This is a genomic window from Methylocystis sp. Sn-Cys (assembly GCF_016745395.1).
Classification (GTDB): domain Bacteria; phylum Pseudomonadota; class Alphaproteobacteria; order Rhizobiales; family Beijerinckiaceae; genus Methylocystis; species Methylocystis iwaonis.
In genome coordinates this window covers 125,179-137,418 of the sequence record NZ_JAERVJ010000001.1, presented here as the reverse complement: position 1 = coordinate 137,418, position 12,240 = coordinate 125,179, and the positions used below count along the sequence as shown (strand labels likewise).

The following is a 12,240-nucleotide window of genomic DNA, read 5'->3' as shown; positions in this document are numbered from 1 at the left end:
CGCGGCGGCGATCTGTCCGCCTAGAGCCAGGCTAAGCGATGCGCGTTTTCATCACCGGCACTTCCGGCTTCATCGGCTTCCACCTCGCGCGGCGGCTGCTGGCGCTGGGCCATACGGTCGACGGCTTCGACGGCATGACGCCCTATTACGATCCGCGGCTCAAGGAGGCGCGGCGCGAAATCCTGGCGCGCGAAGAGGGCTTTCGCGACACGGTCGCCATGCTCGAGGATATGGCGGCGCTGACGCAGGCCGCCGAGCGCAGCGCCCCCGACGTCATCATCCATCTCGCGGCGCAGGCGGGCGTGCGCTACAGCCTCGAAAATCCGCGCGCTTATGTGGAGTCCAATCTCGTCGGGACCTTCAACGTGCTGGAGATCGCGCGCATGTTGAAGCCGCGCCACCTCCTCATCGCCTCGACGAGCTCGGTCTATGGCGCGAGCCCGACGGTGCCCTTCCGCGAGGATGACAAGACCGATCATCCGCTGACGCTCTATGCGGCAAGCAAGAAGGCGGGCGAGGCCATGGCGCATTCCTACGCGCATCTGTGGTCGATCCCGACGACCATGTTCCGCTTCTTCACGGTCTACGGCCCCTGGGGCCGGCCGGACATGGCGCCGTTGAAATTCCTCGAAGCGATCGAAAGCGGGCGGCCGATCGACATTTATAATCATGGCAATATGTCGCGCGACTTCACTTATGTGGAGGACCTCGTCGAGGCGGTCGCGCGGCTGATGGCGTGCGTTCCAGAGCGCGACTCGGGCGACGACTCGGTCTCGCCGCAGGCGCCCTATCGCATCGTGAACATCGGCCGCGGCGCGCCGGCGCCTTTGCTCGATTTCATCGACACGCTGGAAAAAGCCGCGGGCAAAAAGGCGATCCGCAATTATCTCGACATGCAGAAAGGCGACGTGCCGCGCACCTTCGCCTCGGCTGATCTCCTTGAGCGGCTCACGGGATACCGCCCGCAGACCTCGGTGGCGGAGGGCGTGAAGGCGCTCGTCGAGTGGTACCGCGATTACCGGGAGAAGAACGGGCCGTTGCGGCTTTGACCGGAAGCGACACTCCCGTCATTGCGAGCGAAGCGAAGCAATCCAGGGCGGCAATGTGGCTCTGGATTGCTTCGTCGCTTTGCTCCTCGCAATGACGGCCTTGGAGAGACAGCGCCGTGAAATGGTTCAAGATAACGCTGGCCAGCATCGCAACGATTTATCTTCTCTCATTCTCTGGCCTCGCGCTCCAGCAGCGCGCCATGATCTATCCTCGGCATGCGCTCCTCGTGACGCCCGCGCAAGCGGGGCTCTCGGACGTCGAGACGCTGCGGCTCGAGACTGAGGACGGGGAGACGCTCGAAGCCTGGCATCGCCCCCCGAAAGACGCGCGCTTTCCGCTCATTCTTTATTTCCAGGGCAATGCGGGTCCTCTGGCCGACCGCAAGAAGCGCTTCGACACATTGACGCGCCATGGCTACGGCCTGCTGGCGACCTCCTGGCGCGGCTATGGCGGATCGACCGGCGCGCCGTCGGAAGAGGGGCTCATGCGCGACGCGGAGGCGGCCTATGCCGAAGCCCTCAGGCGCGGCTTCAAGCCCGAGCGTATCGTGGTGATGGGCGAGTCGCTTGGCACGGGCGTCGCGACCATGCTCGCCGCCCGCCATGGCGCGGCGGCGCTGGTGCTGGACTCGCCCTATGACTCAGTCCTTGCCGTGGCGCAGTCGCGCTTTCCGATCTTCCCGGTGAGCCTCGTCCTTCAGGACACCTTCCGCGCCGATGAGGCGATCGGCAAGGTGCGCGCGCCGGTGTTGATGTTGGTGGGCGAGGACGATCGCATCACCCCCGCCGCCAACGCCCGGCGGCTTTTCGAGCGGGCGGGCGAGCCCAAGCAGTTGATCGCCTTGCCGGGGGTCAGCCATCTCGCCTTGTCGAGCCCAGGCGCGCTGGAAAAGACGATGGACTGGATCGACGCCGCGGCTACAGCCAGTCCGGCACGCGATCCAGCGCAATAAGCTCCGCGACGCTCGGGCGCGGGCGGATCACGGCGTAGCGCGCGCCGTCGACCAGCACCTCCGGGATCAGGGGCCTTGTATTGTAGGTTCCGGCCTGCACCGCGCCATAGGCGCCGGAGGTCAGCACGGCGATCAGCTCGCCGGGCTTGGCGTCCGACATTTTGCGGTCCAGCGCCAGATAGTCGCCCGTCTCGCAGACCGGGCCGACGACGTCGGCGACGATCTCGGCGCGGTCCGTCGGCTCGCGCACGGGCGTCAGGTCGTGGTGGGCGTCATAGAGCGTCGGCCGCACCAGATCATTCATGCCCGCGTCGACGATGACGAAGGTCTTGGCCTCGCCCCGCTTCACATAGATCACGCGCGTGATCAGCACGCCGGCGTTGCCGACGATCAGGCGTCCGGGCTCGAAGACGAGCTTGCAGCTTAAGCCCCCGAAATGCCGGCGCACGATCTCGGCATAGCGCTCCGGGTGGTAGGACTGCGGATCGTCGCCCTCGTGATAGGGGATGCCGAGTCCGCCGCCGAGATCGACGTGGGAGATGTCATGGCCGTCGGCGCGCAGATCGCGCACTAGCTCGGCGAGCAGCGAGAAAGCCTCATCGAAAGGCTCTAGGTCGGTGAGCTGCGAGCCGATATGCATATCGGCGCCGGTGACCTTTATGCCCGGCAGCTTCGCGGCGCGGGCGTAGACCTCGCGGGCGTGAGAGAGCGGCACGCCGAACTTATTCTCTGATTTGCCGGTCGAAATCTTTTTGTGGGTACGGGCATCGACGTCAGGATTGACGCGTAGAGACACAGGCGCAGCACGGCCCTTGGCCGAGGCGATGCGCGAAATGGCTTCGAGTTCCGGCTCGGATTCGACATTGAAGCACAAGATGCCGGCGTCGAGCGCCGCGCCGATCTCTTCATCCGTCTTGCCGACGCCGGAGAAGGTGATCTTCGACCCCGGGACGCCCGCCGCCAGGGCGCGGGCGAGCTCGCCGCCCGAGACCACATCCATGCCAGCGCCTTCCTTGGCGAGGAGGCGCAGCACGGCCTGGTTAGAGTTGGCTTTCATCGCATAGCAGACGAGCGCGTCGAGCCCTGTGAAAGCCTGCGAGAACACCCGGAAGTGCCGGCGGATCGTGGCGGCGGAATAGCAATAGAAGGGCGTCCCGACGTCGCTGGCGAGCTCGGACACGGCGACGTCTTCGGCGAAGAGCGCGCCGTTGCGGTAATCGAAATGATGCATTGCGTCAGAGCAGCGGGTCGAGAGGGAAGGGATATTGTTCGGGCGGCCGGTTGCCGATCGTGCCGGGGATCGGCGGCGGCGGCGGTTCCGGAACCGCCTGCCCCGGAGCGGGCCTGGGCGCGTTTTTCGCCGATTTCGCCAGCGCGGCGGCCTGTTGCGCCTTCAGCGCTTCGCCCTGCGCCTGAATCTCGGGCGGCAGTTCGAGCGGCCCGCGCCGGCCGCACGCCGAGAGGCCGGTTGCGGCGAAAGCGGCCAGGAGAAGGAGCAGGCTGGGTCGGCGGATCGTCACAGGCGTCAAGTCCGGCGGTTGGCTAGGTCGCGGGCACTATACCGATCCGGACCGAAAAGGCGAGAGCGCCGCTCTTGAGGACCGCGCGGCTTCAGCCGCGCATTTTTGAGCGCGCCTGAAGGGGCGCGGTCCGCTTCCTTCAGCTCACCTTGCGCTTGAGCAGCCGGTTGGCCAGGCGCTTGGCCATTTCCCGCGCCTGCCGGCGGGCGTTGGCGCGCCGGCAGCTCGCGAGGAAGGCGCCGTCGCCATGCACGCCGAGCGACACGGCGACGTCGCAGACGCCGATGCGATCCGGCCAGATGCGGTCGATCATCGGGTGATTGGCGATGGCGCAGCTATCCACATAGTCGAGATCGCCGCCGTCGAGCGCCGCCTTGGTGTGCGCATAGACGAGCTGGATGCCCGGCGCCTGGGCGCGCAGGGACTCGTCGAAAGCGATCTTCCACAAATAGTTGCGGCTTTGGCTCTTCAGCACGATCGCCATGGCGATCGGGCGTCCGTCAAGCCGCAGCGACTGGACCTTGCAGCCTTTTTCGCGCGCGAGCAGCCGCGTCGCGCTGCGCAGGAAAGTGGCGAGCGCCGGCTGCGAGAGCAGCGCGCCGCGCCAGGCCTTCCAGCCCGAGGCTTCGAGGGCCAGGAATTCTTCGGCCGCGGCTTTGATTTCCGCTTCGCTGTCATGGGTTTCGAAGGTGACGCGACCCATCTCGCCGAGGCGGCGCGCCTGACGGCGGATTTCCGCGAGCTTTTTCGTCGCGCCGGCGCGGGGCCCCAGCGCGTCGGCCGCGCCGCCTGGCAGCAGCGCGGCGCGTTCGTAGGAATCGAGAACGTCGACGGCGCGGCCAGCGACAACGCGTTGCAGAGCCTGATGGAAGCGGCCGTTGGTCGGCATCCGCGCGAACAGGACGCCGGCGGATTTCTCGCGCGCCTCGACCCAGACGAGGAAGGCCTCGATCGTCTCGGGGGCGCAATCGCGGTCGACGAGCGGCGTCGCGAGCGCCGCCTGCTTGTGCAGCCACAGACGGATCAGCCCGTCGCCGAACAGCGGACTCGGCGCGACGATCGGGAAAACGCCGGTCAGCCGGCCGGCGACGTCGCGCACGACAATGAAGCGGGGGCGCTCGGCCGCCGGGCAATGCCGCGCCGCCGACAAAGCGAAACCCGGCTCGTAGAAGGCGTTCGGCTCGAGGGCGCGCCGCGAGAGATCGCGCCAATCCGGCGCGAGCGCGTCCATATGCTCGAGAGACAGCTCCGCCGCCCGAGAGGGAGCGGTCGGCGCGGCGACATCCGTCCCGCCCACGAGGCGCGGGAAGCGCTCGCCGGACGCGCGCCGATCGGCGCGGCCGAACTCGGCCATGGCCAATGCAACTCCTTTTACGTTCAGGAACGGCGCGAGCATCTTCGATAATCCTTGGCGCTGACCCATTTTGAGGCGGGAGGGCGTCTGAATGTGAGACGTTCGGCCCCGGCCCGCCTTGCGGCAGGCGTGAGGTTCAAGTCTGGCGCCAAAGCGTGTTCATCTCATCCGGCCGCCCGGCGCCTTTACGGGGACCACCCGGCGTGGTTAGGTTTTCGCCATGAAAATGTTCCGTTTCCTTCTCCTCACGGCGACGCTGCTGGCCGCCGCGCCCGCTTTCGCGACCGTGCGCATTTCGATCGACCTCGCGTCGCAGCGTCTGACGGCGGTGCGCGGCGGCGAAACGGTCGTGTGGAAAATCTCCAGCGGCCGGTCGGGCTACGAGACGCCCACCGGGCATTACGCGGTCATGCGCATGGAGGCTGATCACTACTCCGACGAGTATGACCAGGCGCCGATGCCTTACGCCATCTTTTTCTCGCCCCGGGGCCTCGCCATCCACGGCAGTTTCGAGCGCGGCCTGGGCGCCCCCCGCTCGCATGGCTGCGTCCGCCTGTCGGTCGCCAACGCCCAGAAGCTCTTCGAATGGGTCGAGCAACAGGGGGCGACGATCGACATCGTCGGCGAAACCCGGACGGCTCGCGCGCCGAGAAGCGAACGCGCCGACGACCTCACGCGCCCCGTCCGCGCCCGTCCGGTCGCGCGGGTTCGGCCGGCCCAGCCGGCTCCCTCGGACTTTTTCCTGTTCGAGGCCGATAGATATTGATTTTTGTCGGGCTGTGGCCCCATGAGCGTTGCGCCGGGGCAACAGTCTTCGGAGAATCCATTGGCGCGTGCGGCGGCGCATTTGCTGCGCCATGGCTTAGCGGATATGCCTAGACCCCAGAAAATTTCGGACATCCCAGACGAGAGCGACGCTTTGACGACATCGAAGACCCCCTTGCTCGATCAGATTCCGACTCCGCAGGAACTGCGCAAGCTGCAGCCCAATCAACTGAGGCAGGTCGCCGATGAGCTGCGCCGGGAGACGATCGACGCCGTCTCGGTCACGGGCGGGCATCTGGGCGCCGGCCTCGGCGTCGTCGAGCTGACGGTGGCGCTCCACTACGTCTTCAACACGCCGGACGACCGCATCATCTGGGACGTCGGCCACCAGACTTATCCGCACAAGATCCTCACCGGGCGTCGCGACCGTATCCGCACGCTGCGTATGGGCGGCGGCCTCTCCGGCTTCACCAAGCGCGCGGAAAGCGAATATGACGCTTTCGGCGCCGGCCATTCCTCGACCTCCATCTCCGCCGGCCTTGGCATGGCGATCGCGCGCGATCTCTCGCATGGCGACAACCATGTCGTGGCGGTCATCGGCGACAGCTCCATGTCGGCGGGCATGGCCTATGAGGCCTTGAACAACGCCGGCGCGCTGGATTCGCGCCTCATCGTCATCCTCAACGACAACGACATGTCGATCGCGCCGCCGACCGGCGCCATGTCGGCCTATCTCGCCCGCCTCGTCTCGGGCGGCGCCTATCGCTCGATCCGCGACGCCGCCAAGCAGCTCGCCTCGCATCTGCCGCGCTTCATCTACGACAAGGCGCGCAAGGCCGAGGAATTCTCGCGCAGCTTCATCACCGGCGGCACCATGTTCGAGGAGCTCGGCTTCTATTATGTCGGGCCGATCGACGGGCATAATCTCGATCACCTGCTGCCCGTGCTGATGAATGTCCGCGACAAGGACGACGGCCCGGTGCTGGTCCATGTCGTCACGCAGAAGGGCAAGGGCTATGCGCCCGCCGAGGCGGCCGAGGACAAATATCATGGCGTCGTCAAATTCGACGTCGAGACCGGCAAGCAATATAAGCCCAAGGCCAACGCCCCCTCCTACACGGGCGTTTTCGCCAAGGCGCTGATCGCCGAGGCGGAGCACGACGACAAGATCGTCGCCGTCACCGCCGCCATGCCGTCGGGCACCGGCCTCGACGCCTTCGGCAAGCATTTCCCGACCCGCACCTTTGACGTCGCCATCGCCGAGCAGCATGCGGTGACCTTTGCGGCCGGATTGGCCTGCGAGGGCTACAAGCCCTTCTGCGCGCTTTATTCGACCTTCCTGCAGCGCGGCTACGACCAGGTCGTGCACGACGTCGCCATCCAGCATCTGCCGGTGCGCTTCGCGATCGACCGCGCCGGGCTCGTGGGCGCCGACGGTCCGACCCATGCGGGCGCCTTCGACATCGCTTATCTGGGCTGCCTGCCGGGCATGGTGGTGATGGCCGCCGCCGACGAAGGCGAGCTGATGCATATGGTCTCGACCGCCGTCGCTTATGAGGAAGGCCCGATCGCCTTCCGCTATCCGCGCGGCGAGGGCGTGGGCGTCGAGCTGCCCGAGCGCGGCGAGGTCCTCGAGATCGGCAAGGGCCGCATTGTCCGCGAGGGCTCCAAGGTCGCGCTGCTCTCGCTCGGCACCCGCCTCGGCGACGCGCTGAAGGCCGCCGAGGAGCTGGCGAATTACGGGATTTCGACGACGGTCGCCGACGCGCGCTTCGCCAAACCCGTCGACCGCGACCTCATCCGTCGGTTGGCCGCCAATCACGAAGTGCTGATCGCGATCGAGGAAGGCTCCATCGGCGGCTTCGGCTCGCAGGTCTTCCAGGTTCTCTCGGACGACGGCCTGCTCGACGGCGCGCGCGGCGCCTTCAAGTTCCGCAGCATGACGCTGCCCGACGCCTATATCGACCACGACAAGCACGAGATGATGCTCGCCCGCGCCATGCTCGACAGCAAAGCGATGGTGGCGAAGGCGCTGGAGCTGCTCGGCGACGAGAAGGCCGCCGCGCGGGTGATGATCGCGTAAAACACGCCTCTGTCATTCCCGACGCTCGTGCAGCGAGCGATCGGCCCCCGCCGTCATTGCGAGGAGCGTAAGCGACGAAGCAATCCAGGGCGGCCATAGCGGCTCTGGATTGCTTCGCTGCGCTCGCAATGACGGGAGGCTCCCCATGGCGCGTTGGCGTCAGCCGGTTTCATTATCCCGCACAATCAGACGCGGGTATTTTTCGGCGCCCGATTTCGTCAGATCGCCGGGCAAAAAGTTCATCCCCGCAGAGGCGATGACCGCCGCCTTTTTTGCGCTGATCCGGTTCCGTGCGACCGTGGCGTCGCCGGCCCCTTCGCCGGTGGCGAGCACGACGCCGTAATCCACGCCTGAAATCTCATTGGCCTCGGCGCGCAGATTTTCGCGCCAGCCGCCCAGCGCAATGCCGATCCATCCCGGGCCGACGATCCTGTTGCCCGTGATGTCGGCGTTCTTCTCGGCGAGAATGCCGGTGAGCCACAGCATCTGCGGCCCGAACTCGGGGTCTGGATGGCTCTCTTTCATAGAGATGATCGTATTTCCCGAGACGATCGCGCCATCCGTGCCCTGATCGGCGTTGGCGACGGCGATGCCGGCGCCGGCGTCCTCGATGCGATTGTCGCGGAACACCGAATTCTTGGCGCCGAATTCGGCGTACATCGCTTTTTCCCGGAAGCCCTTGCAGTCGTTGCCGATGACCTCCACGCCGTGGCCGGCGTTGTTGCGCACGGCGCTATAGGCGCAGCGATAGATGCGGTTGCGCTCGACGCGGATCGTCCCCGCGCCCCAAACGAGGACGCCATTGCCATAGGGCCCATTGCCGCCCGAGTGGTTGTCGACATCCTCGACGAGCGTGTTGCGGATGCGCGAGCCGTCGTAGCGGCCCGCGGAGGTCGCGTGAATGACGAGGCCGTTGTCCCCGCAACGATGAATATGGTCGTTGTCGAAATCGACGCCGAGACCATCGCGCGAATAAATGCCGGCGTCGGCGACCTCCGCGATCTCATTTTGCGCGAAAACGCCGCCGCAACGGGCGAGCATGACGCCGCGCGCGGAAGCGCGGCGGATGACGCAGCCGCGGATCGAAAGATCGATCACATCGGTGAAGTCGAGCAGCCCCTTTTCCTTCGGGGTGACGCCGCCAGCGCCTTCGAAGACGAGGTTCTCCAGCGTGATCTTGCGCGCCATGGTGGCGGAGAGCAGCGGGCCGAGGCCCGAGAGCTTCAACACGGTGCGGCCGGGAACGCCTTGCAGAATGGCGCCGTCCGGCAGATCAAGCCCGGCGAGCGTGATCTCGCCCGCGGGGAGCGACACCGCCGCCCTCTTGCGCGCCGCCTCACGCAGCCTTTGCGCGAGATCGTCCGCCCGCGCCAGGGCGAGTGGATTTGGCAGGCAAAGTGAAGCGCTTGCTGCGCAGCAAAGGCGCAGCATGTCGCGGCGGGAAAGGGGGGCAGGAAAATAGCCGCTGGACATTCTCGTAAGTCGCCCTTCCGCGCGGCTCGGTCGACCCCAAGATGCCCGAGCGGTGAATTTCATACAGGATCCGCTTGATTGGTTCGGCGCCATTCCTGAAAAACAGCGAATCTTGGCCCGCCGTCATTGCGAGGAGCGTAAGCGACGAAGCAATCCAGGGCAGCTATAGCGGCTCTGGATTGCTTCGCATCTCTGCGAAGTCGGGTTTACCCGACTTCGAAAAATATGCTCGCAATGACGGAGGCTCTGGATTCCCGGTCGGGCTTTCAGCCCGCCGGGAATGACATTCCCCAATGCGAGCTGTTCAAGCGGAAACAGACAAGTCTCAATTCATATGCCAGCCATGGCTGACGATGATCGACTCGCCCGTCAGCGCGTTGGTCTTGAACGCCGCGAGCATCAGCGCGACTTCCGCCACATCCTCGACCTTGGTGAACTGGCTGTCGACGGTTTCTTTCAGCAGCACATCCGTCACCACCTGCTTTTCACTGAGGCCGAGCTCCTGCGCCTGTTCGGGGATTTGCTTCTCGACGAGCGGCGTCATGACGAAGCCGGGACAGATGGCGTTGGCGCGGACGTTATGTTTCGCGCCTTCCTTGGCCATCACGCGCGTCAGCCCCAATATGCCGTGCTTCGCCGCGACATAGGCCGATTTCAAAGGCGAAGCTTCATGGCTGTGGACCGAGCCCATATAGATCAGCGCGCCGGAGCGCTGCGGATACATATATTTCACGCAGGCTTTCGTCGTGAGAAAGGCGCCGTCGAGATGAATGGCGAGCACCTTTTTCCAATCCGCGAACGGGAATTCCTCGATCGGATGGACGATCTGGATGCCGGCGTTGGATACGAGCGCGTCGATCGCGCCGAACCATTTCGCCGCGGCGTCGACGCCGGCGTTCACCTGCTCTTCGTTGGACACATCCATGCCGACGCCGATCGCAACCTTCTCGCCGCCGAGTTCAGCGGCGGCCGCCTTGGCCGCGTCGAGATTGAGGTCGGCGATGATGACGCGCCCCTGCGCTTCGACGAAACGCTTGGCGATGGCGTGGCCGATGCCGCTCGCGGCGCCGGTGATCAGGCAAACTTTTCCGTCGAGAGTCATCAGCGGGGCCTTTCAGGAGAGAGATAATCGAAGACGACCGTTCCAAGACCAAGCGTGAGGTCGGCGAGGATATGCGTCGCCGAGAGGATTTCCCGCACGGGAAGATCGGCGACGGGCGCGAGCGCGTGGTGGGCGAGTTGAAGCGAGGCGGGACCGGTCCAGGCGCCTTTCACCGTGATGTCCTCGAGCCGGAAATCGACCAGCTCCAGAATTCGGGGCGCGCCATCGACATGCGGTATGATCTTGAGAAGAAAATTCGGCGCGGACATGGACTTCGCCATCGCCGCCGGATCGAGAGCCACATGTTTGTAGCCCATGACGCCCGTCGCGATGCGCACGGAGCCATAATCGAGCGTGCCGACGAGCGCGTCGCGTTCGACGGCGAGCGAGGGTTGCGCGAATTTCTTCGGAAAGCCCCACAATTCGCGCCCGCCGTAAATAGGCGGGCCGTCGTTGAGATACATGGCGTGCGTGTAGTTCCCGCGCCGCCCCTCGAAAACGACAGGAATGACCTGGCCCGACTCCGTATAATCGCCGAACCCCGTCGAGTTGGGCATGCGGATGAATTCGAAATTCACGATGGGGTCGACGAAAGAAAGCGGTTCGGGAACAACTTTCGCAAGGGCTTCCCGATCAGTGCGATACGAAACGATCAGATATTCGCGGTCGACGAATCGATAGGGGCCTTTCGGGAAGGCCGGGCTCGTCAACGGCATGGCGAAGGCAGTGCGACGGATCTCGTCTAGGGTCATGAGTCTTGTTCCTTCGTCAAATCAAGAATGGCGACGCCATAATCGGGCGGCGTTCGATCGCGCCACGCCGGGTGGGCAAGCGTGGTTTCGACGTCGCGCACGCCCGCCGACCAGTTTTCCATCATCGTGTAACGGGAAAATTCGTAATCCTTGGAGTTCGTCTCATAGGCGGCGGCGCGGTGAATCAGTTGCACGATGGTGATCGCTGCGCCGCAGCCGAAATCGCTCAGCGCGCGCCAGTCGGGATCGTCGCGCAGGGCTTCGGGAAGCCTTTCGCTCAAACGCCGGATGTGACGGCGGATCGTCTGGAGGTCGCGGAATACGTCGGTATTGAGCCGCGTCCGACTCGAAAAACGAATATCCTTTTCGCGTTGGCTGACGTCGATCAGCGTCGTCGGCGCGGGACCGCGCGCGCTGAAAAGATCGATTTGGAAGATGCACATGTGGTCGCGGGGACCGCACATTTCGAGCACATATTGGAGCGGCGTGTTGGAGACGAGGCCGCCGTCCCAGTAGAGTTCGCCATCGATTTCCACCGGCGGAAACCCTGGCGGAAGCGCGCCGCTCGCCCTGATGTGCTCGGGCGTGATGCGCTCGTTCCGCGAATCGAAATAGCGAAAATTTCCCGTGCGCACATTGACGGCGCCGACGCTGATCCGCGTTTCGCCGGCGTTGAGCCGGTCGAAATCGACGAGCTCCAATAAAGTCTCGCGCAACGGCTTGGTGCCGTAGATGCTGACGGACGTCTCGTTTGCGGGCCAGAGGAGAGGCAGGGAGGGGCGCGGCGAAAAAAATCCGGGCACGCCGAAAGTCGCCGTCGTCGCCGCGCTGAACTCGTTGAAAGCCCGCCGAACCACGACGTCGTCGGAAAGCGGCGAAACCTGCAGGCCGCTTGTCATGCGACCCCAGAGTTCGCGCAATCGGTCGACGCGCTTTTCGGGGGGATTTCCGCAGATAATGGCGGCGTTGATCGCGCCGATGGAGATGCCGGCGACCCAATCGGGCGCATGGCCCGCCTCCATGAGGGTCGCGACGGCTCCGGCCTGATAGGAGCCGAGCGCGCCGCCGCCCTGCAAGACAAGAACGTTTTTTTCGCCCATCGCCGTGGCCATTCAACCCCGCGAAGCATAAGAATCGAAGAAAGCGCCGGCAGCTTAGCGGTTAAGGGCGGGCTGCGGTAAAAGTTTTT

General features: G+C 65.2%; 11 protein-coding genes. 4 read left to right on the top strand and 7 right to left on the bottom strand.

Annotated elements, in window-relative coordinates; all coding sequences use genetic code 11:
* Nucleotides 1-38: 38 nt before the first annotated feature.
* Complete coding sequence (locus tag JJT62_RS00630) at nucleotides 39-1,049, top strand: SDR family NAD(P)-dependent oxidoreductase (protein WP_202070760.1); 1,011 nt, start codon at nucleotides 39-41, stop codon at nucleotides 1,047-1,049.
* A gap of 116 nt (nucleotides 1,050-1,165) precedes the next feature.
* The gene (locus JJT62_RS00625) at nucleotides 1,166-2,002 is read left to right on the top strand and encodes an alpha/beta fold hydrolase (RefSeq protein WP_202070759.1); all 837 of its coding nucleotides are present in this window, start codon (nucleotides 1,166-1,168) and stop codon (nucleotides 2,000-2,002) included.
* On the opposite strand, the gene lysA is transcribed toward JJT62_RS00625, so the two are convergent.
* The 3 genes from lysA to JJT62_RS00610 form a co-directional block, all read right to left on the bottom strand.
* Complete coding sequence (gene lysA, locus JJT62_RS00620; RefSeq protein WP_202070758.1) at nucleotides 1,968-3,233, bottom strand: diaminopimelate decarboxylase; 1,266 nt, start codon at nucleotides 3,231-3,233, stop codon at nucleotides 1,968-1,970. The genes JJT62_RS00625 and lysA overlap by 35 nt on opposite strands.
* 4 nt (nucleotides 3,234-3,237) lie before the next feature.
* Entirely contained in the window at nucleotides 3,238-3,522 is a 285-nt protein-coding gene (locus tag JJT62_RS00615) for a lipoprotein (RefSeq protein WP_370568461.1), read from the bottom strand.
* A 139-nt stretch (nucleotides 3,523-3,661) separates the two neighbouring features.
* The gene (locus tag JJT62_RS00610) at nucleotides 3,662-4,918 is read right to left on the bottom strand and encodes a GNAT family N-acetyltransferase (protein WP_202070757.1); all 1,257 of its coding nucleotides are present in this window, start codon (nucleotides 4,916-4,918) and stop codon (nucleotides 3,662-3,664) included.
* A 178-nt stretch (nucleotides 4,919-5,096) separates the two neighbouring features.
* On the opposite strand from JJT62_RS00610, the gene JJT62_RS00605 reads away from it, so the two are divergent.
* Together JJT62_RS00605 and dxs are read left to right on the top strand one after the other, a co-directional pair.
* Entirely contained in the window at nucleotides 5,097-5,642 is a 546-nt protein-coding gene (locus JJT62_RS00605) for a L,D-transpeptidase (RefSeq protein ID WP_202070756.1), read from the top strand.
* Nucleotides 5,643-5,747: 105 nt separating this feature from the next.
* The gene (gene dxs / locus JJT62_RS00600; RefSeq protein WP_370568460.1) at nucleotides 5,748-7,724 is read left to right on the top strand and encodes a 1-deoxy-D-xylulose-5-phosphate synthase; all 1,977 of its coding nucleotides are present in this window, start codon (nucleotides 5,748-5,750) and stop codon (nucleotides 7,722-7,724) included.
* A 159-nt stretch (nucleotides 7,725-7,883) separates the two neighbouring features.
* On the opposite strand, the gene JJT62_RS00595 is transcribed toward dxs, so the two are convergent.
* The 4 genes from JJT62_RS00595 to JJT62_RS00580 all read right to left on the bottom strand — a co-directional run bounded on the left by JJT62_RS00595 (nucleotide 7,884) and on the right by JJT62_RS00580 (nucleotide 12,163).
* Nucleotides 7,884-9,197: a TIGR03808 family TAT-translocated repetitive protein gene (locus JJT62_RS00595; RefSeq protein WP_246744630.1), complete on the bottom strand. Its 1,314-nt coding sequence runs from the start codon at nucleotides 9,195-9,197 to the stop codon at nucleotides 7,884-7,886.
* 325 nt (nucleotides 9,198-9,522) lie between these two features.
* Nucleotides 9,523-10,299 (bottom strand): 3-hydroxybutyrate dehydrogenase, encoded by a 777-nt coding sequence (locus JJT62_RS00590; protein WP_202070755.1) that lies wholly within the window; start codon nucleotides 10,297-10,299, stop codon nucleotides 9,523-9,525.
* Nucleotides 10,299-11,051 (bottom strand): acetoacetate decarboxylase, encoded by a 753-nt coding sequence (locus JJT62_RS00585; protein ID WP_202070754.1) that lies wholly within the window; start codon nucleotides 11,049-11,051, stop codon nucleotides 10,299-10,301. The genes JJT62_RS00590 and JJT62_RS00585 overlap by 1 nt, the downstream gene beginning before the upstream one ends.
* Nucleotides 11,048-12,163: a patatin-like phospholipase family protein gene (locus tag JJT62_RS00580; RefSeq protein ID WP_202070753.1), complete on the bottom strand. Its 1,116-nt coding sequence runs from the start codon at nucleotides 12,161-12,163 to the stop codon at nucleotides 11,048-11,050. Before JJT62_RS00580 ends, JJT62_RS00585 begins: the two co-directional genes overlap by 4 nt.
* Nucleotides 12,164-12,240 lie beyond the last annotated feature (77 nt).

What these genes read in the sequence shown, in the direction of transcription:
- JJT62_RS00630 (WP_202070760.1), top strand. Translation starts at nt 39, where the DNA reads ATGCGCGTTTTCATCACCGGCACTTCCGGCTTCATCGGCTTCCACCTC.
- lysA (WP_202070758.1), bottom strand. Translation starts at nt 3,233, where the DNA reads ATGCATCATTTCGATTACCGCAACGGCGCGCTCTTCGCCGAAGACGTC.
- JJT62_RS00610 (WP_202070757.1), bottom strand. Translation starts at nt 4,918, where the DNA reads ATGCTCGCGCCGTTCCTGAACGTAAAAGGAGTTGCATTGGCCATGGCC.
- JJT62_RS00605 (WP_202070756.1), top strand. Translation starts at nt 5,097, where the DNA reads ATGAAAATGTTCCGTTTCCTTCTCCTCACGGCGACGCTGCTGGCCGCC.
- dxs (WP_370568460.1), top strand. Translation starts at nt 5,748, where the DNA reads ATGCCTAGACCCCAGAAAATTTCGGACATCCCAGACGAGAGCGACGCT.
- JJT62_RS00595 (WP_246744630.1), bottom strand. Translation starts at nt 9,197, where the DNA reads ATGTCCAGCGGCTATTTTCCTGCCCCCCTTTCCCGCCGCGACATGCTG.
- JJT62_RS00590 (WP_202070755.1), bottom strand. Translation starts at nt 10,299, where the DNA reads ATGACTCTCGACGGAAAAGTTTGCCTGATCACCGGCGCCGCGAGCGGC.
- JJT62_RS00585 (WP_202070754.1), bottom strand. Translation starts at nt 11,051, where the DNA reads ATGACCCTAGACGAGATCCGTCGCACTGCCTTCGCCATGCCGTTGACG.
- JJT62_RS00580 (WP_202070753.1), bottom strand. Translation starts at nt 12,163, where the DNA reads ATGGCCACGGCGATGGGCGAAAAAAACGTTCTTGTCTTGCAGGGCGGC.